The sequence below is a fragment of the Bacillus sp. FSL K6-2865 genome, assembly GCF_040311405.1.
Taxonomy (GTDB): domain Bacteria; phylum Bacillota; class Bacilli; order Bacillales; family Bacillaceae; genus Bacillus; species Bacillus velezensis.
Genome location: NZ_CP152036.1, coordinates 3,217,646 through 3,244,381, shown reverse-complemented (window position 1 = coordinate 3,244,381; position 26,736 = coordinate 3,217,646). Strand labels below are relative to the sequence as shown.

Here is a 26,736-nt window from a genome sequence, read left to right as displayed (position 1 = left end):
TGGCCGCTGATCGCAATCAGCGGCTTTTTTCTTATCAGCCGTTATGATGCTTGTACATCCATAAAAGGCCTGATTTTAATAAACGGGGCACACGCCCGATGAGCGGACGGTCGTTGACAAGACCGAAGCCCGCTTTTTTTCCGAGTGAACCGAGAACGCCTTTCAGCTTAAATTGCGGCATTGTTTCCGGCAGCTCTTCATTGTTCCAGCGTTTCAGGAGGATCTGCACAATTTGTTCCGCTTGCGCTTCAGCCAGCTGGGCGCTCGGCGCATGCGGCAGGCTCGCGCAATCACCGACGACGTAAACATGCTCATCTCCCGGAAGGTTGTGATGCGGTGTTAAAACGATGCGGCCTTGCGGATCTTTTTCAGCGTCCAGTTCTCTGACGGCTTTATTCGGCTGAATTCCCGCCGTCCACACGATGGCATCGGCCGCTATTCCTTCATCATGATTATAAACGATCCCGTCTTCCACTTTTGTAATATTCGCATTATTGATAATGGTGACGCCGTGTTCTTCAAACCATTTCTGAACGTACTTGCTGAGTCTTTTCGGAAAGCTTGATAAAATCAGGTCGCCCCGGTCAAATAACATAATCTTCAGATCGTCACGGCTCTCTCTTAATTCACTGGCAAGCTCCACGCCGCTTAATCCCGCTCCGACGATAGCGACAGATGCATTGGCGCCGAGGTTGTTCAGCTTTTGATAGGCTTCGCGTGACTGATCAATGGTCTGAATGCTGTAAGTATGTTCCGGCGCGCCGGGCACGTTATGATACTTATCCTCGCAGCCCAGTCCGATCACCGCGTCATCGTAAGAAATCGGTTCGCGGTCATGAAACAGAACCTGTTTGTTTTTCGTGTCGACGGAAGCCACCTCACCGTATTGAACATCCAGATTCGGATGCTCAGGAAAAGACACCCTGATATGATGATCAGAAATCGTGCCGGCAGCGAGCGCATAATATTCTGTTTTTAAGCAGTGATACGGGTTTCTGTCAATCAGCGTGATGGATATATCTGACGGAAGCTGGTTCGGCAGTAAGCGGTGCAGCACCCGCATGTTTCCGTATCCCCCGCCGATCAAGACCAATTTTTTCATAATGATTCCCCTTTTACCCGAAAAATATGGTAGTCAATGTTGTTACAAAATAACGAACTATGTAAAATAACATCTAGAATTATATCGAATTTGATCTAAAACCACAATAATAGTTTTAAAATAACCTACAAATTGACCAGAAAACACGTAATAGTAAAACCTTTAACCTGAATTAATATGTTACGATAACATTGAGCGTGAAACCGGATCTTTGACGAATAGAGGAAATTCCGTTAGGATAAGGTACATATGTGAGGTGAAACCGCATGAATCCGATGATTGAATTCTGTGTCAGCAATTTAGCGCGCGGTTCCCAGGAAGCACTTGAGATCTTAGAGAAGGATCCGAACTTGGACGTGCTTGAGTACGGCTGTTTAAGCTACTGCGGAAAATGCATGGAGTCCCTGTTCGCCCTGGTTAACGGCGAAGTGGTCACGGGGGAAACGCCTGCTGAATTGGTTGACAACATATATACATTCATAGAAGAAAATCCGATGTTTTAATCAGAGGCTCCGAATGGGGTCTCTTTTTTATTGCGCCCCGGGTTTTGGCAAAATAAAAAATTTGTAGACAGCAAAAATAAATATTGTTATCTTAATAAAGACTTTTTTTAAATAAAATTTTAGAGGTGGATTCATTGAATATCGTTTGGGGGCTGCTCGGGGCAGTTGCTATATTAGCCATTGCTTTTTTGTTATCAGAGAAGAAAAGCAAAATTAACCTGCGAACCGTCATTGTCGGTTTATGTTTACAAATGGCCTTCGGATTCATCGTATTAAAGTGGGACGCCGGACGGGCCGTATTTTTATGGTTCTCAAGCCGTGTGCAGCTTCTCATTGATTATGCGAACGAAGGCATCAGCTTTATTTTTGGCCCGCTGATAAAAGTGGGCAGCAGCCCGGCTTTTGCGCTGAGCGTTCTGCCGGTCATTATCTTTTTCTCAGCGCTGATTGCCGTTTTGTATCACTTGAAAATCATGCAGCTCATCTTTCGCGTCATCGGAGGCGGACTGTCAAAACTTCTTGGGACAAGCAGAACGGAATCGCTTGCGGCGGCTGCGAATATTTTTGTCGGACAGTCTGAATCACCGCTTGCCATTAAACCGCTGATTGCGGGATTGACCCGTTCCGAGCTGTTTACGATTATGACGAGCGGCCTTTCGGCTGTAGCGGGTTCGACGCTTTTCGGTTACGCCCTGTTAGGCATTCCGATCGAATACCTGCTGGCGGCCAGCTTTATGGCGGCTCCCGCCGGTCTCGTGTTCGGAAAAATTTTAATACCTGAAACGGAAAAAACGCAGACGATAAAAGGCGATTTTAATATGGACGAAGAAGGCGAAGGCGCCGCTAACGTGATTGATGCAGCGGCAAAAGGCGCGTCCACGGGCCTTCAGATTGCTCTAAATGTCGGCGCCATGCTGCTTGCATTTGTCGCGCTCATCGCCGTAGTGAACGGAATTCTCGGCGGAATCGGCGGCTGGTTCGGTTTCAAACATATTACATTAGAATCCATTCTCGGTTACGTGTTTTCACCGATCGCATTTGTAATCGGCGTTCCTTGGCATGAAGCACTCGGAGCGGGAAGCTATATCGGACAGAAACTTGTGCTGAATGAGTTTGTCGCTTATTCAAACTTCGGTCCGCATATTGCGGACTTTTCTAAAAAAACGTCTACGATTATCAGCTTTGCGCTGTGCGGATTTGCCAACTTCTCTTCGATTGCGATTATGCTCGGCACACTGGGCGGTTTGGCCCCAAGCCGCCGTTCGGACATTGCGCGCCTCGGATTAAGAGCGGTTATTGCGGGAACACTCGCAAACCTTCTCAGCGCGGCGATTGCCGGCATGTTTATTTAGTAAACGATAAAAGCTCCCTGCATATGCAGGGAGCTTTTATGTATGAAAAACGGGGGATATTTGTATTGTGTCCGAGCAGAAGAGCTTTTATACTAAGTAAAAGAAAAAAAGTTGGAGGCCGATATGAATTCATTCCGTTTTACCAAGATGCACGGTCTTGGAAACAGTTATATATATGTAAATCAATTTGAAGAACAGCTGCCGGAAGAACGGCTGGCTGAGATTGCCGTTAAAGTGTCCAGCATTCACACGGGCATCGGCTCTGACGGAATGATCCTCATCTGTCCGTCAGAAAAAGCGCCCGTCAAAATGCGGATTTTTAATAATGACGGCTCAGAAGGGAAAAATTGCGGCAACGGCCTTCGCTGTGTGGCAAAGTACGCATACGAACATAAGCTGACAGAAGAAACGTCCTTTTTCATTGAGACGCTTTCAGGTCTAGTGAAAGCAGACATTACAGAGGACAACGGGATTGTGCGTGAAGTCGCCGTTGATATGGGCGAACCGCGCCTCACCAAAAAAGAGCTGCCGATGCTCGGCAATGAAGATGAACGGACGATCGATGAAACCTTTGTTTTTGGAGAAACGGAGCTTTCCGGAACAGCCGTATCAATGGGAAACCCCCATATTGTTTTTCCGGTTGCGGATATCAATCAAGCGCCTCTTACAACGCTCGGTCCCGTCATTGAAAAAGACCCGAGATTTCCGGAAGGCGTCAATGTCGAATTTGTGGAAACCGTCAGCGCCGATGAACTTCATTTCCGCGTATGGGAACGCGGCTCCGGCATTACACAGGCTTGCGGAACAGGCGCCTGTGCGGCGGCTGTCGCATCCGTATTGAACGGTGTTTCCGAACGAAACCGGGATATCACCGTTCATTTAGCGGGAGGCGACCTTGTGATTAATTGGCAGGACAACGGGCACGTGCTGATGACGGGACCCGCCGAAACCGTATGCAGCGGCGTCTATTATTTGTAAACAGCTCGTTTGAGAAATACTCTCCTCAAGGTTTATAATAGATATCAGCATCCGTTTTTTAAAAAAGGAGGTCTACCTATGAGTGTTCCAGTAACCATCACTGAAGCAGCGGCTTTGCATATAAAAGATATGATGAAAGAGCATGAAGAAGAAAACGCGTTTCTCCGTGTGGGCGTAAAAGGCGGCGGCTGCAGCGGCCTGTCTTACGGAATGGGATTTGAGCACGAAAAAGGCGAAAAAGACAGCATGTTTGAACAGCACGGAATCACCGTTTTGGTCGACAGCGAAAGCCTTGATATTATGACCGGCACGATCATTGACTTCAAACAGTCCATGATGGGCGGCGGTTTCACCATTGACAACCCGAATGCCATCGCTTCCTGCGGCTGCGGTTCATCTTTCCGCACGGCCAAAAACGCCGGTACGCCGGAAGAGTGCTAAGGGTCAACCCGCCATTATTAGGATGAAAAAATATGACGTCTTTCTTTCCGGTGGCGCTTGCACCATTGTTAAGGAAGGCGTTTTTATTATAGGTATAAACCAAAAACGGGGGCGAGTTGCGGGCGTTTTCAAGAGAAAGTTGCTACTACTCAGCGAAGCAATAGAAATATTTTGAGCGAAAAAAGGTCGGGAGAACTGCGTGAAGTGATTAATAAAAGAATCGCACGTTTTCTAAGATTGTAAATTATATCTAATTAACGCAGTGTGGTTGATACATAGAGGAAATATAAGGATGTCGAAAATGGTATAAGTAATGTAAACAATGATAACGAAGAGCTTTACGGGCACTTGCGCATGAATACGTAGGTGTCCGTGTTACATAACGAACAAGCATTGCGGAAAATGGTGGGTTTTTGGTATAATTTTACTATAAATAGAGGAGGCGTGAAATTTGGAGAAGATTACTGTTAAAGTGCTCATGTATTTGAGCGTTATTTGTGTAATAGTGGGGATTATTGCGGGTTTCGTAATATATGATAGGGACGTAGCAGAAGATGCAAAAACGAGTAAGAAGGTAAGCGAGGAGCTATACGATAATTCTGTCGCACAAGCGCAATATAAAACGGACAAAGCACTAGCGAACAGTATGCAGTTTTCCGTATTCTTTAGTGTCTTGGCCGGTGTAGTATCCGGCGCCATCCTTTTCGGGCTAGCAATTATTGTCCGAATCTTAGATGAAGCGAATAGTAGAGCGTATGAGTCAGCGAGTGATCTACGATTAATAAAAAACGGTATTCAGGAACAAACCGCGAAATAAAAAGCAGCCCGAGTGCAGGTAGATCATTTATCGTAACTGAAGTAAACGCCATCGCTTCCTGCGGCTGCGGTTCATCTTTCCGCACGGCCAAAAACGCCGGTACGCCGGAAGAGTGCTAAGGGTCAACCCGCCATTATTAGGATGAAAAAATATGACGTCTTTCTTTCCGGTGGCGCTTGCACCATTGTTAAAAAAGGCGTTTATCTGTTTAATAAAAGGAAAACCCGCTCAACAGAAGCGGGTTTTCCTTTTTCAAAGAGGTTATTCGATTGTATGTTTCATCGCATTGTACATATTTTCCGTATGTTCATCGGCTTTATCCCGTGACATGCGCAGCCGTTCTTCTGAAGAACCATATCCGATTTCTTGTTTGCCCTCTTTCAGTCCTTTAAAAATCCCATCAGCGAATTCATCCAGCGGTTCTCCTTGAGTATGCAGCCCTGCTCCGCCTAAATCTGTATTCACCGCCGGAGGCGCAACTTCAATCACTTCTACAGATGAATCAGAAAGCTGATGTCTCAGACTCATTGTAAATGAATGAAGCGCCGCTTTCGTTGCTGAATAGATCGGTGCAATGGCAAGCGGTGTAAAAGCCAATCCCGAAGAGACGTTAATGAAAGCCGCATCTTCTTTTCCGGCAAAAAACGGAGCGAACAGCATAGACAGGTGGAAGGGAGCTTCAATGTTCGTTGTGATTTCTTTATTGAAATAGTCCCAATTGTCCTTCGCATCCGCTTTCAGCACATGAAAACGTTGTTGAATCCCCGCGTTGTTTACTAACACATTCACTTCCGGATAATTTTCTTTCACCCAATCAAACAGTGATATACGTTCAGATGGAATGCTCAAATCACTGACATATGTAATAAGATCCGGGAATGTTTCCTTTGCTTTTTGAAGAGCGTGCTCACGCCGTCCGGTCACGATGACTTTATTTCCCGCTTTTAAAAACCGTTCTGCGAAAGCCAATCCTATTCCGGCATTTCCGCCTGTAATCAGTATTGTATTTCCCGTCAGTTTCATATTAACTCCTCTTTTCCGATTGTTTTTACATTTCTTTGTCACATTTCAGCTTTGATCCAATCAATATATTCATCCCGCAAATAGGCATGAAATAAGACAGCAGTGATTCTGTAAAATTGATTTTAGATCATCGGGAAACCCGCCAAAACTATTCTTTCCTTGTCACAATATGATGATACGGCTTAAAGCACGGTTTAAGTCAACAAAAGAACCTTGTGCTTCCGTTTCGGTTACTCACATCAGACATAGGTCACGAAAGGAAAGGTGAACGTAAAGTCTTGGAATTTTCTTAATGCGATAAAGCGTACCGTATCACATGGGTGAGAGGCAATTAAAAAAACGTTTCTGATCAAAACAAAAGGACGGCGATGCATATGCAGGAAGGAAACAGCGTTGATATCAGGCCGCTCAGCTTGAATGATGCAGAGCAGGAACTGGTTTTGCAGACGGAAAACCGCATGTTTTTTGAACGGTTTGCCATGACGAGACAAGAGGATTTTTATACGCTGGAAGGCCGGAAAAAACGAATTGAACAATCACTGAAGAATGCAGAAAATGATACTGAATACAGCTTCGGCATTTTTCTTCAGGATCAGACCCTGATTGGCACGATCAGCCTTTTTCAGGTGGTTCGGGGTTCCCTCCAAAGCGCTTTTATCGGTTATTTTTTAGATGGCAAATATAACGGAAAAGGCTATGCGACGAAGGCTGTTAAGCTGGCAGTCGAATATGCATTCAATGAGCTGGAACTGCATCGGATAGAAGCCGGAGTTATGCCGAACAATAAGGCGTCAATCCGGGTGCTCGAAAAAGCTGGCTTTCATAAAGAAGGCATTGCGAGAAAAAATGTAAAAATAAATGGAAAATGGGAAGATCATCAGGTGCTGGCGATCATACATCCGGAGGATACATGACGATATCCTCCTTTTTTATATCCTGCGTCTCTTTCGACAGATTCTTCCTAAAACTTCAAATCAATTGTCTAAATCATACTATTTGCAAATTCGAAAAAAAATAAAGGGTACATAGCACCGAAAACTCTGAAAGATGTGCTCTTTGTCAACACGTTCTAAAGTCATATTTTTCGAAAGGATATTGATTTTTTGATAGGATTAAACTAAATTGTAAAAGTATAGAATAGTTAATTTATTTTGTAAGAAAAGGATGATAATATGATAGGTCAATTGAGCAATAAAAAAATATTTTTAAGTTCTTTTTTCATCATTTTGATCTGTTCATTACTCTTCCAATTCAGTATTTCAGATAAAGTTCTGCAGTCGTATTATTCTTCCGTCGGAGAAAATACCTACGATATCGGGGAGAAAAGTGTTCGTACGATTGTCATGTTTCTGCAAGGGTTTATGATCTTCACAACTTTTGTGGAAATTCTGATAGGCGGATTTCTGTTATTCGTTGCCGCTTTTATTCTCGGTACAAAAAAACCGAAAAAAATATATTTGCTTCTATATACGCTGACTTCTTTAATCTCGGCATTTAAAATGTTGATTCTTTCAGTTGTTAACTACTTAACGGCTGATTCCTCGCTTATATATTCTGCCGGCGGCACCAGCTTGAGTCTGCAGCTGCTGGATCCATTTCTGCTCATATCAATCGCGGCTCTTTATGCTGCTGCGGGAAAACTGACCGATCTCAGTAAAGGCAAGAGAATCATTTTGACTGGATGTTTTGTTTTACTAAAACTCTTTACTATTTTCTTAAACTATTTTATGGCGGATAAAATTTAGCTCGGGAGAGAGTCAATTAAGCTGAATTTTATTATAAATTAAAAAACAGAGTAGGGAGATGTTATGATGAACTTAGTAAAATCTAATAAAAAGTCTTTCATTTTGTTTGGCGCGGCTCTTGCTGCAGCAACATTGGTTTATGCACTATTATTAACGGGAACTGAATTAAACGTGGCGGCGGCTCATGCATTCTCAGCCAATGCTGAATTAGCTTCTACTCTCGGCATCTCTACAGCCGCAGCTAAAAAAGCAATTGATATTATTGATGCGGCATCAACAATTGCTTCTATCATTTCTCTTATCGGTATCGTTACAGGCGCAGGCGCGATTTCTTATGCAATCGTTGCAACAGCAAAAACAATGATTAAGAAATACGGCAAAAAATACGCAGCTGCTTGGTAAAATCGATCAATAAATAATTGCTCTTTTTGTACAAGCTGCAAAAAGAGCCTCTCTCCCAAATACATATGTAAGGATTGAAAGTATGATAGTCAAACAAATTGCGGCTCTTATCAAATATAATACCCTGTCATCGTTTCGAAAAAGAAAGGAAGATTGGGGCATTCCTCAACTCAACAGCAAACTGCTGTCTGCCATTATTATTTCTCTGTTATGTTTATATCTCGTTTTCCTGGGATGCGGTGTTGGATTCGGGACAAAACTGATTCAGCTGCCCCTAAGCGCATGGGGGCAATTTGTTTTAATCGCCGTTTCACTTGAGCAGCTTTTTTGGGCTGCCGGCTTCTTTAAAGAACACCACAATGCCTTTCTGCTGGATACGCGCAAGGTCATTCATCAATTAAAAAAGGTTCGTTTTTTACAGCTGTTTTCTGTTTTTGCCGGCCAGGCGATCAAAAAAACCATTTTCGTATGGTATCTTTTTGTTTTTCCGGTCTTTTTGTTTTTATCAAGCGCAGGCATGACCGGGTCTGCGGCGGTCATCGTATTTTTCTTGGGCTTCGTTTATTTTCTTCTCAATTTATTTTTATCTATGCTGTTTTCTTATGTTGTTTATCTTCTTACAAATATGTGGAGCAAATTGTTTTACTTGAAAATCATGAAAGGCATTTTATTCAGCGTCAGCCTGCTGGTTCCGCTTGCAGTCGGGTATGCCGTTTATCTTCTCGTGTTTGGGGAGTATACCGCAAAGGATATTTCAAGCTTTACGGAGTCACCGGCTTTCCGGAACATCCTCATGAATACGCCGTATGTATGGTTAGCATTCCGCTCACATTCCGTGCTCGTTTTCGCCGCGGTGTTTGCGGCCGCCGTCCTTTTAACGGCGGGGATGTTTAAACTGTGGTCGGCCACGCTGAAGAAAATGGACCTTATTCCTTATATGTTTTTGACAAACGCAGATTTTGCGCCAAAGCTGAAATTATATAGAAATAACAAAATATTTCATGCCGTTTTTCAAAAGGATCTGCTGTTTTTATCGAGAATTGACGGGTTTTTTATCAGGAACTTCGGCAGTATGCTGTATTTGTTCATGCTGTTTTTAGGTTTTTGTATTCCGCTTCTGTCGCATCATTTTATCGGGTATTCGGCAGCCGCCATCGTGTCTGCGGCGGTTATCATTGCGAACTTTTCGTATCAGCTCGTCGGAGATGCGCTCAAAACAGTATTATCAGTTGACGGAGAAATAAAAAATCAGCATCTGTTTCACCGAAATATCAAACATGCGTGGCAGCTGGTGTTTCCGAAAGTATGTATTTATAATCTCGCCGCTCTTATCTATTCGTTCATCATCACCATTTTGATTACGGTGTTTTTTCCGTCTTCCGCTGCGCTGACGATTTACTTGTTTATTGTGTTTTTATGTTCGGGTTTTTTATACAGTCTTGTCCAGATTTCAAGCACCGCCCTGTATCCTAAGAAAAACTGGGAGCATATGTACGAAATTGGAGAAGCGGGGAAAGCAAAGACGTATAACAACTTATACGGATCTTTCATTTTCATTGTGTCGCTTCAAATCGCTGCGATCACGTCGTATTTTATCTATAAAAAGCCGGAACTTGAAACGATGCTTATTCATTCTGCATCAGGTATTTTTGTCCTGTTCACACTATTAAACTATGGAGTCATGTTTCTGTTTCTTCGCAGAATCAATATGGCGGAAAGGTTTGCGAACAATGATTAAATTAGTGAATATACAAAAAAACTATAGTGAAAAACAGGTGTTGAAAGATATTTCGTTTGAGGTGAAAAAAGGCTCAATTTATGCTTTGCTGGGGACTAATGGAGTCGGGAAAACAACGACTTTGAAAATCATTTCGGGCCTGCTTAAACCGACTTCAGGCAGCGTCATGATTGACGGTAAGGAACTGGATTCAGAAGAGGGGGGGCAAATATCGGCTGATATCGGTTTTGTGCCCGACCATGCCTTTTTATATGATTACTTAACGGGAGTCGAATACTTGCGTTTTACAGCGGAGATGTTTGAAGTACCGTCTCAGCGGACAAATGAGTATATAAAGAATATGTTAGAGACGCTGAAGCTTGCTCAAGACGGAAATCAGCTGATTAAAACATATTCACATGGAATGAAACAAAAATTATCAATTGCGGCCGCGCTCATTCATCAGCCAAAGATATTAATTCTTGACGAACCGCTGACGGGCATTGATTTAATCAGCGGTAAAACGATACGGACGTTATTAAAGGAGTACGTCAAACAGGGACATACGGTCCTGTTATCGACTCACTTGCTGGAGCTGGCGCATTCGCTGTGCGATACAATCGGTATTATACATGAAGGCGTTTTTGCGGCGGAGTATCAGTCATCCGAGCATTCATTAGAAGAGATTGAAAAATTGGCTGAGAGTATTTATACATGATGAACCGCATGTTGCCGGCAATCAGGACGTCCGTCATTCCGTTAACCGCATCATTGCTGTTTTTTTCAGGCGGTGTGATCGCTGCGTTTTTTTCCGATCACTTTGTTTCAACAGCGTCTTACAACGGCTCGTCAGGCGCGGTTGAACTGCTGAAAAACAATGCAATCGCTTGTCTGTTTTTAGCCGCGGGTTTTTTTACCTTTGGGTTGACCTCAATCTTTTATTTATTCACCAACGGGTTTATTTTAAGCGGCTCTATTATAGAAAATCTGCATAGCGGGGTTCCTTTTTATCAGATTTTTTTACTGCTAATTCCTCATGGTATATTTGAAGTTCCTGCGTTATTATTAAGTGGCGCCATTGGTTTTAAGGGCGTTGAATTGGTCATCAGGCTGTGTTTTTCTAAGGAAAAAAAGATAATAGCTTCAATGTTCAGGCATATTGGAATATTGGTGCTGCTTATTATTTGTCTGCTGATCGCCGCTGCCATTATTGAAGCTTACATCACACCAATTTTTAAGTAAAAGGGGCAGAAATCATATGAGAAGTAAATTATCATTAATCGGTGTGCCGATTGTTATGATTATCGGTTATATCATTTCTTTATCCTTTGAGTGGCTGTTTCCTGTTCTTACTTTTGGGGTGGCAGGACTATATCTCTTTATATTTGCTCCGGTGCAAAATAAATTCATTCGTTACATCTTTTTGTTTATTTTTGTGATTAATCTGTTGGCCAGTGCGGCTCTTTATTTCGGTATTTAATAAAAAAATGACATTCATATTGAATGTCATTTTTTTATTTTTTTTTTGCGGCTCTGCTGCGTGTTAAAATCTGTCGCCGTTGAAAATAGAGTTTTTTACGATCACGTAGTCGACATTGCGGATGGCTTCGAGTGTATTGCCGCCGGCGTAAGAGATGGAAGATTGCAGATCCTGCTCCATTTCAACCAGCGTGTCCTGTAAAGACCCTTTATGTTCGACATGCATTTTTTTGCCTTCGACGTTTTTCTTTTCGCCTTTTTGAAATTCAGAAGCGGAGCCGAAATATTCTTTGTACAGCTTGCCGTCGATTTCGATCGTTTGTCCCGGTGATTCTTCGTGGCCGGCGAATAATGATCCGATCATGACCAAGGATGCGCCGAATCGGATGGATTTCGCAATATCGCCGTGCGTGCGGATGCCGCCGTCAGCAATGATCGGTTTGCTCGCCGCTTTTGCGCACCAGCGAAGCGCGGCTAATTGCCACCCGCCGGTTCCGAAGCCGGTTTTAATTTTGGTGATGCAGACTTTCCCGGGGCCGATTCCCACTTTTGTCGCGTCGGCGCCCGCGCGTTCCAGCTCCCTTACGGCTTCAGGCGTCCCGACATTCCCTGCGATGACAAAGCTTTCCGGGACATGTTCTTTAATAAATTGAATCATGCTGATCACGGCATTGGAATGGCCGTGCGCGATATCAATGGTAATATAATCCGGCACAAGCTCTTGTGCTTTCAGCTCCCGGATGAATTCATAATCATTTTCCTTCACGCCGACACTGATGGAAGAAATCAGTCCGCGCACTTTCATATCCCGGACAAAAGCCAGGCGTTTTTCCGGCTCGAAGCGGTGCATGATATAAAAATACCCGTTTTCCGCGAGCCAGGCCGCGATGTTTTCATCTATTATCGTCTGCATGTTGGCCGGCACGACCGGAAGTTTAAACGTGTGTCCGCCCAATGTAACTGATGTATCACATTCAGATCGGCTGTCCACAATGCATTTTGCAGGAATCAGCTGAATATCTTCGTAATCAAATACATTTTCCATATATAACACCCCTAAAAGCGAATAATAGAATTGAATAAAATTAAAATGTTCGTCTTTTTATAATGTACTTTGTTTTGTCAGGAATGTCAAATGATTTCATGCCGCCTCATATGCGGTCAGCTTGTCATCCATTTGCAGTTTGGTTATCATAGTAGTATTGGGTGTTGTAAGACATTTGTTACGATAGATAGATTTGCAAAGAAGGGAGGGGCCGGTGTGGAACAAAAACAGCCCGGGCACAGCCCGAAAGCCCAGAAAATTCAGGACCGGATTATTTTAGGCACGATTTGGGTCGTGTCGGCGCTTGTCATTGCGCTCGTTGTCGGAACCGTCATGAATTATATTTGGATGTTTAAATAAAAAAGAGTCTGTGCCGGTATGACACAGACTCTTTTTTATATTATTTTTCAAACATGCTTGTAGAATGCATTGGCTGGACACGCGCTTTCGGGTCCATGTAGGCCTTCGCGTTGTTCACGGCTGTCGGAGCTTCGCCGAAACCGCTGGCGATCAGCTTGACTTTGCCTTCATATGTGCAGATATCTCCGGCGGCAAAGAAGCCTTCAATATTCGTTTCCATCGTGCTTTTGACGACGATGGAATTTTTCTCGATGTCAAGGCCCCAGTTTTTAATCGGGCCGAGAGAAGAAACAAAGCCGTAGTTTACGATCAGGTCATCAATTTCAATGATTTCTTTACGGTCGCCTTTCACTTCTTCGAGAACGAGCTGTTCGATCCGGTCTTCACCGACAAGTTCAGCGGGAACAAACGGTGTCAGCACGTTGACTTTAGAATTATGCAGGTTTTCGACACTGTGCTCATGCGCGCGGAATTTATCACGGCGGTGGATGATGCTGACTTCTTTCGCGATCGGCTCAAGCATGAGCGCCCAGTCAACCGCGGAATCGCCGCCGCCCAGAACGGCAACGCGTCTGCCTGCGAATTGATTGAGGTCGTCAATGAAGTAATGCAGGTTTTTGCCCTCATATTGTTCCGCTGATTCCAGCTCAAGCTTTCTCGGCTTAAATGCGCCGTTTCCCGCGGTGATAATAACCGTTTTTGAATAATGCGTTTCTGAATTCGTGACAAGCTTAAACACACCGTCCGCCTGTTTTTCAACAGATTCAACGGCCTGCTCTAAGCAGATGGTCTGATCGAACTTTGCCATTTGCTCTTTTAAGTTGTTCACAAGTTCTTGGGCGCGGATTTTCGGGAATCCGGCTACATCATAAATATATTTTTCAGGGTACAGCGCGCTGAGCTGGCCGCCAAGCTGAGGCAGGCTCTCGATGATTTTGACGCTCGCCTGTCTCATTCCCCCGTAAAAAGCGGTAAACAGGCCGACCGGGCCGCCGCCGATGACCGTAATATCATAAACCTTTGAATCCTCTTGCATACCAAATTGCCTCCTAATTGAAAATTGTTATTAATTATAACATACAATTTAAAAGGATGACGAGTGCCGAAAACCGCCCGGCCGCTTCATTCTTGAAAAAAATTGCGGCCGCCGCTAATATGGGGACAAATTCCAATCTGTTTTTTCCTGAATGTTTTCTGATTCTTCCGGATAGTATGGTGATATGCAGACATGTGCGGTTTTCTAAAAAATTTTATATTTCATTTCATAAAATCCCGCCAATAAGCTGAAGCTAATACAAATGTTGATTTGATTATGCGTCTAACAGCAAAAAAAAGAAGGTGGATGTGATGGCATTGAATAAACCCAAAATCGTGGTTTTAGGTGCAGGTTATGGTGGATTAATGACAGTAACAAGGCTTCCGAAGCATATCGGGGCAAATGACGCTGACATTACTTTGGTCAATAAACACAATTATCATTATGAAACGACATGGATGCATGAAGCGAGCGCAGGAACGCTGCATCATGACCGCTGCAGATATCAAATAAAAGATGTAATCAATGAATCACGGGTCAAATTTGTGCAGGATACCGTAAAAGCGATAGATGTGCAAAATAAAAAGGTGACGCTTTCACAAGGGGACATCCCTTATGATTATCTTGTCATCGGGCTTGGCGCCGTCCCTGAAACATTCGGGATTAAAGGCTTAAAAGAATTCGCTTTTCCGATCGCGAATATTAATACGTCGCGCCAGCTGAAAGACCATATTGAGCTCCAATTTGCGACATACAATACGGAGGCCGAAAAACGCCCTGACCGCTTAACCATCGTTGTCGGCGGAGCGGGCTTTACGGGAATTGAATTTCTCGGTGAACTTGCGAACCGCAAGCCGGAGTTATGCAGATATTATGATATAGATGAAAGTCTCGTCCGGATCGTCTGTGTCGAGGCCGCCCCGACGGTTTTGCCGGGATTTGATCCGGAGCTTGTCGATTACGCCGTTCAATACCTTGAGAGCAAAGGCGTTGAATTTAAAATCGGCACCTCGGTTCAAGAATGCCGCGCAGACGGTGTCACAGTCGGCAAGAAAGATGAAGAGCCGGAAGAAATCAAATCGCAGACCGTTGTCTGGGCGGCGGGCGTGCGCGGACATCCGATCGTGGAGGAAGCGGGTTTTGAAAATATGCGCGGCCGTGTCAAGGTCAACCCTGATCTTCGGGCGCCGGGTCATGATGACGTTTTTATACTCGGCGACAGCTCGCTCTTTATCAATGAAGAGACGGAACGGCCGTACCCGCCGACTGCTCAGATCGCGATGCAGCAAGGAGAAACGGTCGCCAAAAATCTGGGCGGTTTGATTAAAGGAGGCCAGCTTGAAGAGTTCAAGCCTGACATTAAAGGAACCGTCGCCTCCCTCGGTGAGCATAACGCCGTCGGAGTCGTATACGGCAGGAAGCTCAAAGGCATGCCGGCGTCCTTTATGAAAAAGGTCATTGACAACCGATCGCTCTTTATGATCGGCGGGCTGGGCCTGACGCTGAAAAAAGGGAAGTTTAAATTCTTCTGAAAACCCGCGGCCGCGGGTTTTCTCTTCTTTTAAAAAAGAGCGCTATCAAAAGAATGTAAAAGAAAAAAATGAATGTTTTCGCTTACATGAGTTATTTTGTTACATATTCTGACTTGGTGCTTGACAAGTAAATATGATATATTATCAGAAAATTAAGAAAAAGGGTGATCCGCATGAAAACGACAGCAAAAAGCACGGCGGCGTGTCCGTTCTGCTCAGGTAAAGGGTATTTTCAATTGCTTCTTGGCGGCTCCGAAACATGTCCCTCCTGCCAGGGAAGCGGCAAAGAGAGACGATGATTTTTCCAGACGTTGACTTTTTTACCGCCCCCGAGGTACACTGAAAGTGCTGTAGGGGGTGGATGTTTGTGATTAGTTTGCCGGTTGTCCTGATCTCAATCGTACTATTTTTCGTACTGTTTTTCGGCATAGGCTTTCTGTTGAACATGCTGCTTAGAATGTCGTGGATTATGGCTGTTGTCTATCCGATTGTATGCCTTTTCATTATCAGCAATAAAAAGATGATCAGTTACGTGCAGGCGCCGGGGGAATCCTTTCAAAGCCTGTTTCAGCGCATCATGTCATTAGCGGTTGCGGATGTCGTGATTTTGGCGGGCGGACTGGCGGGAGCCATCATGTCAGGCATTGCCATAAAGGCGCTCAGAAAAAGAGGATATCAAATGTTTTAAGCCGCTTTCTTATTCGAGAAAGCTTTTTTTGTGCCGCGGCGCTTTTTGTATAGCACCTCACCGAGTTGGGAACAATGACTCGGAGGAGAGTGATTTCAGATTGACGATAATCAGACGCGTATTCATGATCGTGCTCTTTTTGGGCGCATGCCATGCGACATACTTTTCCATAACCGGTGTTGAAGCAAAGGATCTGACAAATTGGATGACGGAACATCGCGGCGCCGTTTTGAAAAACATCGGCACTCCGTTTCAATCCTTACAGAATCAGCCGGAAAAGAAGGCATCAGGCAGGATAAAACCGCTGGAAGAAGCTTTTGACTGGGAACGCTATCCGTCACAAAAGGTGACGGCCACCGGTTATACCGCCGGAGCGGAATCTACCGGAAAATCTCCGGGTCATCCGCAGTACGGAATTACATATTCAGGCGTGAAGGTCAAACGCGATTTATATTCAACTGTTGCGGCCGATCCGTCTGTTTTCCCGATCGGGACGATTCTGTTTATACCGAATTACGGATACGGGGTTGTCGCCGATACCGGCTCAAAAATTAAAGGCAGCCGCCTTGACCTCTACTTTGACACCGTCAAGGACGTCTATAACAATTGGGGCAAAAAAACACTTGAGGTCTACATGATTAAAAAAGGGAACGGCACAGTGACCGAGGACGAACTTGTAAAGCTGAACGAAACCAAGTCGATGCAAGTGTTCAGAAATCAATACAAAACGGTAAAAGAATAAAAACGCTTCAGCATCCGCTGAAGCGTTTTTTACATAAAGAAATAATCTAAAATCAATGTCAGCACAATACCGGTGACGCCGCCGAAGAACACTTCAATCGGCTGATGGCCGAGCAGTTCTTTCAGTTTCTTCTGTTTTTCCTTCTCTTCCGCTTTCTGAAAGTCCTTCGCTTCGCTGACAAACCGATTAAAGTCGATGACCAGTTTATTAATGACCGTCGCCTGTTCACCCGCATGCCGCCTGACACCTGTAGCGTCGAACATCGTAATGACGGCGAAAATCGCGGCGACTGCAAACAGGGGCGAGTCCAGTCCCTGTTCCAAAGCGACTCCGGTTGACAGCGCAGTGACGGCGGCGGAATGGGAGCTCGGCATGCCGCCGGTGCTCGTCACAAGAGACCATTCAAGTTTTTTGGATACGATAAATTGAATAGGCACTTTTACAACTTGGGCAAAAATAATGGCGGCAAAACTCGCCAGTAAAGGAAAATTCATAAGTACATCCATATGCAACATCCTTTCTGTATCTGCTGATTCCGATCGTATCGAAAAACTGCAGAAAACGCCCTTAGTTTGGTAAAATAAAATCAATGAAAAATGTTTTTTCATTATACCACTTTACATAACAAATACCCACATAAGGAGTGTGTACTCATGTTTTATGCATCTGATCAACTGCGGCATCCCGAAACACTGGTCATCGGTCTTTTTCAAAAAAGCACGCTGAACGGATTTACGAAGGAATTGGATGATAAATTGGACGGTCATCTGACCCAGCTGTTAAAGGATGGTGATGTGTCCGCCAAACGCAATCGTGTATCAAAAGTATACCCTCCGGCTGCGACCGGTATGAAACGTATTTATTTTATCGGCCTGGGAAGAGAAGCGGATTATTCGTTTGAAGATACGAAAGAATGCTTTGCACGAGTATTTCAGCAGGTTCATCAAGATAAAAAACAGGAAGTATCCGTTTTGCTCGATACATTCGTCTCCGGGGAAGTGCCTGCCGCCGATGCCGCTCATGCGCTTTCAGAAAGCTGTCTGCTTGCGGTTTACGAAGTGCAGGATTATAAACATAAATCAAATGAGCCGGATCAGGAACTGAAATCAGTCTGCGCCGTGACCGAAGAAGACCTGAGGGAAGTGCAGGCCGGCCTGAACGTCGGCGCGGCATACGGCCAAGGGACGAATTCAGCCCGCACGCTTGTGAATATGCCGGGTAATATGCTGACGGCCACTGATTTGGCGTCATATGCCGCTGAGCTGGCGGCAAAATACGATTTCGAGTGTGAAATTTTAGAAAAAGATGAAATGGAAGAGCTCGGCATGGGCGGGCTGCTTGCTGTTAACAAGGGCTCATCCGAACCGCCGAAAATGATCGTTCTGAAGTATCAGGGCAAAGATCAGTGGGAAGACGTTATCGGCCTGGTCGGTAAAGGAATTACCTTTGATACGGGCGGATATTCAATTAAGCCGAAAACCGGCATCGTCGGCATGAAAAGCGATATGGGAGGGGCCGCCTCGGTATTAGGGGCAATGGAAATTATCGGCGAACTGCGGCCTGAACAAAACGTGCTCGCTGTCATACCGTCTACGGACAACATGATTTCGTCCGATGCTATGAAGCCGGATGACGTCATCGTTTCGCTCAGCGGAAAAACCGTTGAGATCCTGAACACCGATGCGGAAGGGCGTCTCGTGCTTGCCGACGGCATCACATATGCCAAGCAGCACGGAGCCTCTGTCCTCGTAGACGTCGCAACGTTAACGGGCGGTGTCATTGTCGCCTTAGGAAACGAAATGACGGGCGCCATGACCAATCACGCCGCGTTTTATGAACAGGTGGCGGAATCGGCGAAAGAATCCGGCGAGCCGATCTGGCAGCTTCCGATTACAGAAAAGGATAAAAAACGGGTGAGAAACAGTCAGATGGCTGATTTGAACAATTCTCCGGGAAGAGAAGGCCACGCGATTATGGCGGGGGCATTCATTGGTGAATTCGCGGAAAACACGCCGTGGGTTCATCTCGATATTGCGGGAACCGCAACGGCGAATAAAGCGACATGCTTCGGCCCTGCCGGCGCAACAGGCGTCATGGCAAGGACGTTGGCTGTTTTGACTGAGCGCTTTACGCCCGAAAGATAACAGCATCCCGCTGCCTTGATGCAGCGGGTTTTTCGATTTCCAAAATCTTTAGTTGACTAAAGCGCAGAATATATGGTAACTTTAATTATCTACTACGTTAGCAAACTAAAGGATTTTTGGAGGGACTCATCAATGAATGCTGTTGTTGTCGCAGTATTGCTTATGCTCGTCTTAAGCCTGCTGCGTGTCAATATTATTATAGCTTTAATGATCGGCGCGCTTGCCGGCGGGCTGACCGGCGGCTTAGGCCTAGGAGAGACGGTGAAGGCTTTTACGGACGGTCTCGGCGGAAATGCCACCGTCGCGGTCAGCTACGCGCTGCTCGGAGCATTTGCCGCGGCGCTGACAAAGACGGGGCTTCCCGATGCAATGGTGGAAGCGTCTGTCAAACTAATCGGAAAAAAGGAAGATTCGCGGAAAAAAGCACTGTCAAAAGTGTTAATCGTACTGATTATTTTAATCATATCCTGTTTCTCGCAAAACGTGGTGCCCGTTCACATTGCGTTTATTCCTGTATTGATTCCGCCGCTTTTAAAAATATTTAACGAACTTGAAATAGACCGCAGACTGATCGCGTGTGTGATGACATTCGGACTGACTGCGCCTTATATCGTTCTGCCTGTCGGATTCGGACAGATTTTCCAGGGGATGCTGAGAGATAATATGGCGTCAGCCGGTTTAAAGGTGCCGCTCAGTGATATCCCGTATGCTTTAATCATCCCGACGGCCGGGATGGCGGTCGGTTTAATTTTAGCCGTCATCGTCTTCCGGAAACCGAAGAAATATGAGACGAAGGAGATTGCCGGACTATCGTCTTCTCCTTATACGAAAAAAAGCATTGCCATCGCCTTGATCTCCATTGCCGTGTCGCTTGCCGTTCAGCTCTATCTGTCACAAGTGCTCGGAGTGGAAGGTATGATCATGGGCGCGCTTGCCGGCTTGTTTACGCTGTTTATCAGCGGAGTCATGAAGCGCAATGAAGCGGATAAGCTGATCACGGACGGCATGATTCTGATGGCCTTTATCGGGTTTGTCATGCTTGTTGCGGCCGGTTTTTCAAATGTATTGAATAAAACGGGCGATGTGGCTTCCTTGGTCAAAGCATCAACAGGCTTTATCGGCCACAGCCAATCATTAGGCGCGCTCCTGATGCTGGTGGTCGGTTTATTAATCACGATGGGAATCGGATCATCATTTGCAACCGTACCCGTCATTACGACCATATTTGTCCCGCTGTGCGCTCAGCTCGGATTCAGTCCGATGGCGACGATTGCCGTAATCGGAGCGGCCGCCGCGGTCGGCGATGCGGGTTCTCCTGCAAGTGACAGTACGCTCGGGCCGACGTCAGGCCTCAGCGCCGACGGACAGCACCACCACATTTGGGATACGTGCGTACCGACATTTCTTTTCTATAACATTCCGCTTGTGATATTCGGCTGGATTGCCGCGCTTGTCCTGTAAAAAAAGGCTCCCGGAAAGGGGAGCCTTTTTGTATGCTGAGAACATCTTACGCCGGGTTTCTGCTGAACCCCGTCGCTTTATGAATAGACCTGTAAACGGCAGGCGCGATTGATGCCAATAACAGTGCTAAAACGATATCTTTTATGAAAAACCATATCATGTAAAACCAGGCCATTCCGTAGCTGATCGGAGCATGAAGCCATAATTTCAGCGCAATATACGTATAGGTCGTGCCAATGATATAAATGACGGCGGTACCGATCAAAGAGGCCCATGCATAATGCAGGCGGCCGGGTTTTTTTGTTTTTTCCAGCAGCCATCCGGCTGCAAATGCCGCCGGGATATAAGCGAGAATAAATCCGCCGCTCTTTCCGATAAACGGCGCAAAGCCTGCTGAGAATTGAGCGAAAACAGGCGCCCCCGCGAGTCCGGCCAATGCGTATACCGTCATTGCAATGGCTGCCCGTCTGGCGCCGAGAAGCATCGCGGCTAACAGACAAAAGAAAGGCTGCAGCGATAACGGAATTCCCGCAACTTGCAAAAAAGGAGCCATTGATGTAATGTTGGCGCCGACGGCCATCAGTGCGGCAAACATGCCGATAAGCGCCATATCGCCCGCGCGAAGGTTGCGTTGTTTCATTTGTTTTTCCCCCTTACACTTGTACCAGATTAGCGTAATCGAAGGGTGATTGATTGTCAACAAAGATTTAATATAGGTTTACTAAATGGAGGGAGCCATATGTTTTTCGGGAAAACGAAACAAACAAAACAGTCGGAACGGATTCCGCCAAACCAAAATGTCACAACGAAGTTTCCCGTGCTTCACGCCGGAAATGTTCCTTATTATGAAGATATGTCAAAATGGAATCTGCAAGTGTACGGACTTGTTGACCGTCCTATGCTGTTAAGCTTTGAAGATATCAAATCCTTTCCTGAAGCCGAAGTGAAAAATGATATTCATTGCGTCACGGGCTGGTCCCGTCTTGATAATATCTGGCAGGGAATACGCGCCAAAGACATCGCTGAGAAAGCGGGCGTGCACAAAGAAGCGGGATTCGTCATTCTGCACGCTGAAGAGGGCTGGACGGCCAACCTGCCGCTTTCTGATTTTGCGCGGGAAACATCCCTGCTGGCATATGCGCATAACGGCGAGCCGTTAACGCCAGAGCACGGCTATCCGCTCAGAGGCGTTTTCCCCCATCTTTATTTTTGGAAAAGCGCAAAATGGCTGCGCGGCATTCAGTTCACAAAGGAAAACCACCCCGGCTTTTGGGAGAAAAACGGCTACCATATGAGGGGAGATCCATGGAAGAATGAGCGCTTTACATGGGATTAAGCCCCTATCACTATATAGTTCTTAGGTACCTTATTGAAATAAGGTGCTTTTTTTATATCAAAAATCCATTGACTTTGTTTGGCAAAAAACCTATTATTTGAGGTGTCTTTTGATATTGAAAATCATTATCAATAAGCATAGATAAAGCAATTGCCGCAAAGGGGATGAACACATAATGGACGGAAAACAAATAAAGCGGGGTTTCGCGCCGGCCGGCCGATACGCGGTTCCGGGCACAGAAGTAAGAGAAATGCGCTCAAAAGGAGGCCGTATGTATCGTATCTTTGTCTCTTTTCCTCAGGAAGAACCGCCTGCATCCGGCTTCCCCGTCATATACCTGCTCGATGCGAATTCCGTATTCGGCACAATGGCCGAAGCTTTGCGGGTGCAAAGCCGACGGCCTGAAAAAACAGGCGTTGTTCCGGCGGTGATTGTCGGAATCGGCTACCCGACAGATCAGCCGTTTTCCGCCGAACGTCACAGTGATTTTACGATGCCGCTTTCTGAATCAGAACTGCCGGTGCATCCGCGCGGCGCGGCATGGCCCGAACAGGGAGGGGCGGAAGCGTTTCTGAGTTTTATAGAAGAAGAAGTAAAGCCCGCGATGGAGCGGGATTATCCGATCGACAGAGGCAGGCAGACGATTTTCGGCCATTCGCTGGGCGGTCTTTTTGTGCTGCAAGTGCTTTTGATGAGGCCGGACATGTTCCAGACCTATGTTGCCGGGAGTCCGTCAATTCACTGGAACAAGCGTTTTATTCAGGAAAAAGCGGAACGTTTGTCAGACCGGCTCTCTGCGGAAAATCTTCAAGTCAGCGTATTGCTGGCTGCGGGAGAAATTGAAAAAACACATAAAAGCAGAATCCCGCAGCACGCAGAGGCGCTGTACTCTTTATTATCCGGATTTGAAGATGATGGAGTCCGTGCTGAATACAGCGAGTTTGAAGGAGAGGGCCATATTTCTGTCCTGCCCGTTTTAATCAGCAGGGCCCTGCGTTTCTGCCTGAATCCGGGAGGACCGCATACCCCGTATTCTCCCGCATGAGAAAAAACAGGCCCTTCGAACTAAATGCGGCTGATTCTAATTTTCTAATTGACTGCGTGTTTTGATTTGGATATGATTGTCTTGAATCATAGTTGATAATGATAATCATTATCAATATAGAAAGGGAATGATAATATGGACGCATTGGGAATGAAAGGGAAAACGGCCGTTGTCACCGGCGCCGCTCAAGGCATCGGAGAAGCAACAGCGCTTGCCTTTGCTGAACAAGGCGTAAATGTGGCAGCTATAGATACAAATGAAGACCTGCTTCTCGGGCTTACTGACAGACTTCGGAAAAAAGGCGTGCAGGCGCAGGGGTTTGCCGCAGATGTATCTGACAGTGCGGCTGTCAATGATATCATCGCCGCCGTTGAACGCGACATGGGACCTATTGAAATATTGGCGAACGTTGCGGGCGTGCTGCGGCCGGGTCCGGTGCAATCCCTCAGTGATGAAGATTGGGATCAAACATTTTCTGTTAATACGACCGGCGTATTTCATGTGTCACGGGCTGTAAGCCGATACATGATTGAGCGTCAAAAAGGCGCCATCGTTACGGTCGGTTCGAATGCAGCCGGCGTTCCGCGTGCTTCCATGGCGGCTTATGCGGCGTCAAAAGCGGCTGCCGTCATGTTTACGAAATGCCTCGGACTGGAGCTTGCGGCCCATCATATCCGCTGCAACATCGTATCTCCGGGTTCAACGGAAACCGACATGCAGCGGGCGCTGTGGCAGGACGAGAACGGAGCCTGGGACGTCATCAGAGGTTCGCTTGATACATATAAAACGGGAATTCCGCTTCAAAAGCTGGCGAAGCCTTCTGATATTGCAAATGCCGTTTTGTTTCTGGCTTCTGAACAGGCAAACCATATTACGATGCATGATTTATGCGTTGATGGCGGCGCTAGTTTAGGCGTTTGATGTAACGAGAAGGAGGGACAAACATGACAAATCAACATTTATTGGCGGAAGTGTCTGCAAAAGAGGTGCTGGATGCTTACAAGCCCGGGGCGTTCTTTTTAGCTTCCCCGAAAAGTACGATGCTTGCGGAAGGAATGTTTGCGGAAGTGCCTGATACAGACGCGGAAAATCAGCTGGATTCACTGCCTGAACGCGTGAGACAGACGCTTCTTGAGGCAAAGCAAGCCGGCATCAAACATCCGATTGCGGCCGGCGCCATTCCTTTTGACGGCAGAAAAGCTTCCCGGCTTTTTGTACCGAAGAATGTTCATACGGCAGGCCCGCTTTCGTTTGCGGAATCTTCCGCAGAAAAGCCGCAATCCAATACATATGACATCCGTCCCGTTCCGGAGCCTGAGGGCTTTATGAGCGGTGTGGAACAAGGCGTATACAACATTACGGACGGTCCGCTCAGCAAAATCGTGCTGTCAAGGACGCTTCATCTGACCGCTGAAAAGAATATCGACATTCCACAGGCCGTCAAGCATTTGGCGCAGCACAACCCGCGCGGCTATACATTCGCTGCGGATGTGACGGGAACGTCAGAAACAAGAAAAACGCTTTTCGGCGCAAGTCCTGAACTGCTGCTGTCCAAAAACGGAACATCGATTCTGTCCAATCCGCTGGCAGGTTCCAGACCTCGCAGCACAGATCCCGCCGAGGATCAGAGAAGAGCGGAAGAACTGCTGCAATCAGCAAAAGATCTGCATGAACATGCCGTAGTCGTGGCCGCCGTGGCCGCCGCCCTTAAACCGTTCTGCCGTGTGCTTGATGTGCCGGAAAAACCGTCACTCATTAAAACTGAGGCGATGTGGCACCTGTCCACCGAGGTAAAGGGAGAGCTGCGTGATCCGTCAACGACATCACTTGAGCTGGCCATCGCCCTGCATCCGACACCCGCGGTATGCGGAACGCCGACGGATGCGGCGAGAGAAGCGATTCAGGATATTGAGCCGTTTGACCGCAATTTCTACACGGGAATGGCGGGCTGGTGTGATGCTGAGGGTGACGGAGAATGGATTATCGCACTCCGCTGCGCCGAAGCGGAAACAAGGTCTCTCCGGCTCTTTGCGGGTGCCGGGATTGTCGCCGGATCAAAGCCGCAGGATGAATTGGACGAGACCTCGGCCAAATTCCGCACCATGCTCCGGGCGATGGGGCTTTACCAAGATGAGTTGTAAAAAAGGAGGGAACGGATCGTGCTGACTGGATTTACGCCATGGCCGGAAGAATGGGCTGACAAATACCGAAAAGACGGCTGCTGGAAGGGTGAGACGTTCGGAGGAATGCTGAAAGAGCGCGCGGCTTTATACGGAAATCAAACTGCCGTGACGTGTAAAGATGTACATTGGACCTACAAAGAATTAGATGAAAGGGCAGATCGTTTAGCGGCGGGGCTGCATAAGCTCGGAATTCAAAAGGAAGACCGCGTTGTCGTTCAGCTGCCGAATATCGCTGAGTTTTTTGAAGTGATTTTCGCGCTGTTCCGGCTGGGAGCGCTGCCCGTTTTCGCGCTGCCTTCTCATAGAAGCAGTGAGATTACGTATTTCTGCGAGTTTGCAGAGGCGAAAGCATACATCATTCCTGATATGCATTCAGGTTTTGATTACAGGGCGCTTGCCAGACAGGTGAAAGACAAACTTCCGGATTTGGCGCATGTCATTGTGGCCGGCGAAGCTGAAGAGTTTCAAGAACTGAGCAGCCTGCATAGAGAGCCTGTTCAGCTGGAAGAGGTAAGCCCGGCGGAAGTCGCCTTTTTACAGCTTTCAGGAGGCAGTACGGGGCTGTCCAAGCTGATTCCGCGAACACACGACGATTACATATACAGTTTGCGCATCAGCGCGGAAATATGCGGCTTGGATCAACACAGCGTTTATTTGGCTGCTCTGCCGACAGCGCATAATTATCCGCTCAGCTCGCCAGGTGTGCTGGGAACTTTATATGCCGGAGGCCGGGTTGTTCTGTCACCGACGCCGAGCCCGGATGACTGCTTCCCGTTAATTGAGAAAGAACGTGTCACGATTACAGCGCTCGTCCCGCCGCTTGCGATGGTGTGGATGGACGCATCCGGTTCGCGAAGTGATGATTTATCAAGCCTTCAAGTGCTGCAGGTGGGAGGCGCCAAATTCAGCGCTGAGGCGGCCCGCCGCGTAAAGAGCGCTTTCGGATGCACCCTTCAGCAGGTTTTCGGAATGGCGGAAGGATTGGTGAATTATACGAGACTGGATGATCCTGAAGAGATCATTGTCAATACGCAAGGCAGACCGATGTCACCTTTTGATGAGGTAAGGGTTTTAGACGATGACGGGCGGGATGTCGCCCCCGGTGAAGCGGGACATTTGTTTACACGCGGCCCTTACACGATTCGCGGATATTATAAAGCGCCTGAACATAATGAAAGATCATTCACAGCCGACGGATTTTATCAGACCGGCGATATCGTCAAACTGACGGCGGACGGCTATATCATCGTCGAAGGGCGTGCGAAAGATCAAATCAATCGGGGCGGTGAAAAAATAGCCGCTGAGGAGGTGGAAAATCACCTTCTTGCGCATCCTGCCGTTCATGACGCGGCCATGGTTTCAATGCCGGACGATTTTCTCGGGGAGCGATCCTGTGTGTTCGTCATCCCGAAAGGAGAAGCGCCGAAACCGGGAGAGCTGAAAGCATTTTTACGTGAGCGCGGATTAGCGGCATATAAAATCCCCGACCGGATTGAATTTATCGCTTCTTTCCCGAAAACCGGCGTCGGCAAGGTCAGTAAAAAGGATCTTCGCGAAACGATCGCCCAAAAAGTAAAGCCGGCTGAAATCAAACAATCTTAAAAA

General features: G+C 46.6%; 30 protein-coding genes and 1 pseudogene. 25 read left to right on the top strand and 6 right to left on the bottom strand.

Translation table 11 applies throughout. The features are described 5' to 3' along the window. Positions 1 to 34 precede the first annotated feature (34 nt). On the bottom strand, positions 35 to 1,102 hold the full coding sequence (locus tag NYE42_RS16050) for an NAD(P)/FAD-dependent oxidoreductase (protein ID WP_032867139.1): 1,068 nt from the start codon (positions 1,100 to 1,102) through the stop codon (positions 35 to 37). A 266-nt stretch (positions 1,103 to 1,368) separates the two neighbouring features. On the opposite strand from NYE42_RS16050, the gene NYE42_RS16045 reads away from it, so the two are divergent. The 6 genes and pseudogenes from NYE42_RS16045 to NYE42_RS16020 form a co-directional block, all read left to right on the top strand. Further along, entirely contained in the window at positions 1,369 to 1,605 is a 237-nt protein-coding gene (locus NYE42_RS16045; RefSeq protein ID WP_352426584.1) for a YuzB family protein, read from the top strand. A 134-nt stretch (positions 1,606 to 1,739) separates the two neighbouring features. Beyond that, on the top strand, positions 1,740 to 2,957 hold the full coding sequence (locus NYE42_RS16040) for a NupC/NupG family nucleoside CNT transporter (protein WP_007408720.1): 1,218 nt from the start codon (positions 1,740 to 1,742) through the stop codon (positions 2,955 to 2,957). 123 nt (positions 2,958 to 3,080) lie between these two features. Further along, positions 3,081 to 3,935, top strand: coding sequence for a diaminopimelate epimerase (gene dapF / locus NYE42_RS16035; RefSeq protein ID WP_012118345.1), 855 nt, complete (start codon positions 3,081 to 3,083; stop codon positions 3,933 to 3,935). A 78-nt stretch (positions 3,936 to 4,013) separates the two neighbouring features. Further along, positions 4,014 to 4,376: an iron-sulfur cluster assembly accessory protein gene (locus NYE42_RS16030; protein ID WP_003151967.1), complete on the top strand. Its 363-nt coding sequence runs from the start codon at positions 4,014 to 4,016 to the stop codon at positions 4,374 to 4,376. 451 nt (positions 4,377 to 4,827) lie between these two features. Then, on the top strand, positions 4,828 to 5,193 hold the full coding sequence (locus NYE42_RS16025; protein ID WP_033574898.1) for a hypothetical protein: 366 nt from the start codon (positions 4,828 to 4,830) through the stop codon (positions 5,191 to 5,193). A gap of 44 nt (positions 5,194 to 5,237) precedes the next feature. After that, positions 5,238 to 5,312: pseudogene (locus NYE42_RS16020) on the top strand (iron-sulfur cluster assembly accessory protein); the annotation flags it as partial. Positions 5,313 to 5,454: 142 nt separating this feature from the next. Here the strand turns inward: NYE42_RS16020 and NYE42_RS16015 are convergent. Continuing rightward, positions 5,455 to 6,216, bottom strand: a complete 762-nt coding sequence (locus NYE42_RS16015) for an SDR family NAD(P)-dependent oxidoreductase (RefSeq protein WP_040238929.1) — start codon at positions 6,214 to 6,216, stop codon at positions 5,455 to 5,457. A 374-nt stretch (positions 6,217 to 6,590) separates the two neighbouring features. On the opposite strand from NYE42_RS16015, the gene NYE42_RS16010 reads away from it, so the two are divergent. From NYE42_RS16010 to NYE42_RS15980, 7 genes are all read left to right on the top strand, one after another. Next, positions 6,591 to 7,130: a GNAT family protein gene (locus NYE42_RS16010; protein WP_032867147.1), complete on the top strand. Its 540-nt coding sequence runs from the start codon at positions 6,591 to 6,593 to the stop codon at positions 7,128 to 7,130. A gap of 258 nt (positions 7,131 to 7,388) precedes the next feature. Then, entirely contained in the window at positions 7,389 to 7,961 is a 573-nt protein-coding gene (locus NYE42_RS16005) for a hypothetical protein (RefSeq protein WP_007408715.1), read from the top strand. Positions 7,962 to 8,027: 66 nt separating this feature from the next. Further along, positions 8,028 to 8,363 carry an uberolysin/carnocyclin family circular bacteriocin gene (locus tag NYE42_RS16000; RefSeq protein ID WP_003151973.1) on the top strand — a complete coding sequence of 112 codons (336 nt, stop codon included), beginning with the start codon at positions 8,028 to 8,030 and terminating at the stop codon, positions 8,361 to 8,363. Between the two features lie 82 nt (positions 8,364 to 8,445). Continuing rightward, positions 8,446 to 10,101, top strand: coding sequence for a hypothetical protein (locus NYE42_RS15995; RefSeq protein ID WP_352426583.1), 1,656 nt, complete (start codon positions 8,446 to 8,448; stop codon positions 10,099 to 10,101). Continuing rightward, positions 10,094 to 10,798 carry an ABC transporter ATP-binding protein gene (locus NYE42_RS15990; protein WP_015418131.1) on the top strand — a complete coding sequence of 235 codons (705 nt, stop codon included), beginning with the start codon at positions 10,094 to 10,096 and terminating at the stop codon, positions 10,796 to 10,798. The genes NYE42_RS15995 and NYE42_RS15990 overlap by 8 nt, the downstream gene beginning before the upstream one ends. After that, entirely contained in the window at positions 10,795 to 11,322 is a 528-nt protein-coding gene (locus NYE42_RS15985; RefSeq protein ID WP_205164519.1) for a stage II sporulation protein M, read from the top strand. Before NYE42_RS15990 ends, NYE42_RS15985 begins: the two co-directional genes overlap by 4 nt. 16 nt (positions 11,323 to 11,338) lie before the next feature. After that, positions 11,339 to 11,560, top strand: a complete 222-nt coding sequence (locus tag NYE42_RS15980) for a DUF5970 family protein (protein ID WP_003151978.1) — start codon at positions 11,339 to 11,341, stop codon at positions 11,558 to 11,560. A gap of 63 nt (positions 11,561 to 11,623) precedes the next feature. Here NYE42_RS15980 and guaC read toward each other — a convergent pair whose 3' ends face one another. After that, positions 11,624 to 12,604, bottom strand: coding sequence for a GMP reductase (gene guaC, locus NYE42_RS15975; protein WP_047936092.1), 981 nt, complete (start codon positions 12,602 to 12,604; stop codon positions 11,624 to 11,626). Positions 12,605 to 12,820: 216 nt separating this feature from the next. Between guaC and NYE42_RS15970 the strand changes: the two genes are divergently transcribed. After that, positions 12,821 to 12,964, top strand: coding sequence for a hypothetical protein (locus NYE42_RS15970; protein WP_003151982.1), 144 nt, complete (start codon positions 12,821 to 12,823; stop codon positions 12,962 to 12,964). Positions 12,965 to 13,004: 40 nt separating this feature from the next. Here NYE42_RS15970 and yumC read toward each other — a convergent pair whose 3' ends face one another. Next, positions 13,005 to 14,000, bottom strand: a complete 996-nt coding sequence (yumC, locus tag NYE42_RS15965) for a ferredoxin--NADP reductase 2 (protein WP_020956286.1) — start codon at positions 13,998 to 14,000, stop codon at positions 13,005 to 13,007. Between the two features lie 311 nt (positions 14,001 to 14,311). On the opposite strand from yumC, the gene NYE42_RS15960 reads away from it, so the two are divergent. The 4 genes from NYE42_RS15960 to NYE42_RS15945 all read left to right on the top strand — a co-directional run bounded on the left by NYE42_RS15960 (position 14,312) and on the right by NYE42_RS15945 (position 16,962). Next, positions 14,312 to 15,532, top strand: coding sequence for an NAD(P)/FAD-dependent oxidoreductase (locus NYE42_RS15960; protein WP_352426582.1), 1,221 nt, complete (start codon positions 14,312 to 14,314; stop codon positions 15,530 to 15,532). Between the two features lie 173 nt (positions 15,533 to 15,705). Beyond that, entirely contained in the window at positions 15,706 to 15,831 is a 126-nt protein-coding gene (locus NYE42_RS15955; RefSeq protein WP_007408708.1) for a YuiA family protein, read from the top strand. Between the two features lie 68 nt (positions 15,832 to 15,899). After that, the gene (locus NYE42_RS15950) at positions 15,900 to 16,220 is read left to right on the top strand and encodes a YuiB family protein (RefSeq protein ID WP_003151989.1); all 321 of its coding nucleotides are present in this window, start codon (positions 15,900 to 15,902) and stop codon (positions 16,218 to 16,220) included. 100 nt (positions 16,221 to 16,320) lie between these two features. After that, on the top strand, positions 16,321 to 16,962 hold the full coding sequence (locus NYE42_RS15945; RefSeq protein ID WP_015418127.1) for a 3D domain-containing protein: 642 nt from the start codon (positions 16,321 to 16,323) through the stop codon (positions 16,960 to 16,962). Positions 16,963 to 16,991: 29 nt separating this feature from the next. Here NYE42_RS15945 and NYE42_RS15940 read toward each other — a convergent pair whose 3' ends face one another. Then, complete coding sequence (locus tag NYE42_RS15940) at positions 16,992 to 17,468, bottom strand: divergent PAP2 family protein (protein ID WP_085342294.1); 477 nt, start codon at positions 17,466 to 17,468, stop codon at positions 16,992 to 16,994. A 147-nt stretch (positions 17,469 to 17,615) separates the two neighbouring features. Between NYE42_RS15940 and NYE42_RS15935 the strand changes: the two genes are divergently transcribed. Together NYE42_RS15935 and NYE42_RS15930 are read left to right on the top strand one after the other, a co-directional pair. After that, entirely contained in the window at positions 17,616 to 19,106 is a 1,491-nt protein-coding gene (locus NYE42_RS15935) for a leucyl aminopeptidase (RefSeq protein ID WP_040238937.1), read from the top strand. Between the two features lie 132 nt (positions 19,107 to 19,238). After that, positions 19,239 to 20,567 carry a Na+/H+ antiporter NhaC family protein gene (locus tag NYE42_RS15930; protein ID WP_144664251.1) on the top strand — a complete coding sequence of 443 codons (1,329 nt, stop codon included), beginning with the start codon at positions 19,239 to 19,241 and terminating at the stop codon, positions 20,565 to 20,567. Positions 20,568 to 20,613: 46 nt separating this feature from the next. Here the strand turns inward: NYE42_RS15930 and NYE42_RS15925 are convergent, their stop codons facing one another. Then, positions 20,614 to 21,207: a biotin transporter BioY gene (locus NYE42_RS15925; RefSeq protein WP_007408702.1), complete on the bottom strand. Its 594-nt coding sequence runs from the start codon at positions 21,205 to 21,207 to the stop codon at positions 20,614 to 20,616. Between the two features lie 99 nt (positions 21,208 to 21,306). On the opposite strand from NYE42_RS15925, the gene NYE42_RS15920 reads away from it, so the two are divergent. From NYE42_RS15920 to NYE42_RS15900, 5 genes are all read left to right on the top strand, one after another. Continuing rightward, positions 21,307 to 21,903 (top strand): sulfite oxidase-like oxidoreductase, encoded by a 597-nt coding sequence (locus tag NYE42_RS15920; protein WP_007408701.1) that lies wholly within the window; start codon positions 21,307 to 21,309, stop codon positions 21,901 to 21,903. Between the two features lie 175 nt (positions 21,904 to 22,078). After that, positions 22,079 to 22,948: an alpha/beta hydrolase gene (locus NYE42_RS15915; protein ID WP_020956282.1), complete on the top strand. Its 870-nt coding sequence runs from the start codon at positions 22,079 to 22,081 to the stop codon at positions 22,946 to 22,948. Between the two features lie 135 nt (positions 22,949 to 23,083). Further along, complete coding sequence (locus NYE42_RS15910; RefSeq protein WP_352426581.1) at positions 23,084 to 23,869, top strand: 2,3-dihydro-2,3-dihydroxybenzoate dehydrogenase; 786 nt, start codon at positions 23,084 to 23,086, stop codon at positions 23,867 to 23,869. Positions 23,870 to 23,892: 23 nt separating this feature from the next. Next, a complete protein-coding gene (gene dhbC, locus NYE42_RS15905; protein WP_352426580.1) occupies positions 23,893 to 25,089 on the top strand; it encodes an isochorismate synthase DhbC in 1,197 nt (398 codons plus the stop codon). A gap of 18 nt (positions 25,090 to 25,107) precedes the next feature. Next, positions 25,108 to 26,733 carry a (2,3-dihydroxybenzoyl)adenylate synthase gene (locus tag NYE42_RS15900; RefSeq protein WP_007408697.1) on the top strand — a complete coding sequence of 542 codons (1,626 nt, stop codon included), beginning with the start codon at positions 25,108 to 25,110 and terminating at the stop codon, positions 26,731 to 26,733. Positions 26,734 to 26,736: the final 3 nt, after the last annotated feature.

Excerpts from the sequence above, each read along its gene's own strand:
- NYE42_RS16050 (WP_032867139.1), bottom strand. The coding sequence starts at position 1,102 with ATGAAAAAATTGGTCTTGATCGGCGGGGGATACGGAAACATGCGGGTG.
- NYE42_RS16045 (WP_352426584.1), top strand. The coding sequence starts at position 1,369 with ATGAATCCGATGATTGAATTCTGTGTCAGCAATTTAGCGCGCGGTTCC.
- dapF (WP_012118345.1), top strand. The coding sequence starts at position 3,081 with ATGAATTCATTCCGTTTTACCAAGATGCACGGTCTTGGAAACAGTTAT.
- NYE42_RS16030 (WP_003151967.1), top strand. The coding sequence starts at position 4,014 with ATGAGTGTTCCAGTAACCATCACTGAAGCAGCGGCTTTGCATATAAAA.
- NYE42_RS16015 (WP_040238929.1), bottom strand. The coding sequence starts at position 6,216 with ATGAAACTGACGGGAAATACAATACTGATTACAGGCGGAAATGCCGGA.
- NYE42_RS16010 (WP_032867147.1), top strand. The coding sequence starts at position 6,591 with ATGCAGGAAGGAAACAGCGTTGATATCAGGCCGCTCAGCTTGAATGAT.
- NYE42_RS16005 (WP_007408715.1), top strand. The coding sequence starts at position 7,389 with ATGATAGGTCAATTGAGCAATAAAAAAATATTTTTAAGTTCTTTTTTC.
- NYE42_RS16000 (WP_003151973.1), top strand. The coding sequence starts at position 8,028 with ATGAACTTAGTAAAATCTAATAAAAAGTCTTTCATTTTGTTTGGCGCG.
- NYE42_RS15995 (WP_352426583.1), top strand. The coding sequence starts at position 8,446 with ATGATAGTCAAACAAATTGCGGCTCTTATCAAATATAATACCCTGTCA.
- NYE42_RS15990 (WP_015418131.1), top strand. The coding sequence starts at position 10,094 with ATGATTAAATTAGTGAATATACAAAAAAACTATAGTGAAAAACAGGTG.
- NYE42_RS15985 (WP_205164519.1), top strand. The coding sequence starts at position 10,795 with ATGATGAACCGCATGTTGCCGGCAATCAGGACGTCCGTCATTCCGTTA.
- NYE42_RS15980 (WP_003151978.1), top strand. The coding sequence starts at position 11,339 with ATGAGAAGTAAATTATCATTAATCGGTGTGCCGATTGTTATGATTATC.
- guaC (WP_047936092.1), bottom strand. The coding sequence starts at position 12,604 with ATGGAAAATGTATTTGATTACGAAGATATTCAGCTGATTCCTGCAAAA.
- yumC (WP_020956286.1), bottom strand. The coding sequence starts at position 14,000 with ATGCAAGAGGATTCAAAGGTTTATGATATTACGGTCATCGGCGGCGGC.
- NYE42_RS15960 (WP_352426582.1), top strand. The coding sequence starts at position 14,312 with ATGGCATTGAATAAACCCAAAATCGTGGTTTTAGGTGCAGGTTATGGT.
- NYE42_RS15955 (WP_007408708.1), top strand. The coding sequence starts at position 15,706 with ATGAAAACGACAGCAAAAAGCACGGCGGCGTGTCCGTTCTGCTCAGGT.
- NYE42_RS15940 (WP_085342294.1), bottom strand. The coding sequence starts at position 17,468 with ATGGATGTACTTATGAATTTTCCTTTACTGGCGAGTTTTGCCGCCATT.
- NYE42_RS15935 (WP_040238937.1), top strand. The coding sequence starts at position 17,616 with ATGTTTTATGCATCTGATCAACTGCGGCATCCCGAAACACTGGTCATC.
- NYE42_RS15930 (WP_144664251.1), top strand. The coding sequence starts at position 19,239 with ATGAATGCTGTTGTTGTCGCAGTATTGCTTATGCTCGTCTTAAGCCTG.
- NYE42_RS15925 (WP_007408702.1), bottom strand. The coding sequence starts at position 21,207 with ATGAAACAACGCAACCTTCGCGCGGGCGATATGGCGCTTATCGGCATG.
- NYE42_RS15920 (WP_007408701.1), top strand. The coding sequence starts at position 21,307 with ATGTTTTTCGGGAAAACGAAACAAACAAAACAGTCGGAACGGATTCCG.
- NYE42_RS15915 (WP_020956282.1), top strand. The coding sequence starts at position 22,079 with ATGGACGGAAAACAAATAAAGCGGGGTTTCGCGCCGGCCGGCCGATAC.
- NYE42_RS15910 (WP_352426581.1), top strand. The coding sequence starts at position 23,084 with ATGGACGCATTGGGAATGAAAGGGAAAACGGCCGTTGTCACCGGCGCC.
- dhbC (WP_352426580.1), top strand. The coding sequence starts at position 23,893 with ATGACAAATCAACATTTATTGGCGGAAGTGTCTGCAAAAGAGGTGCTG.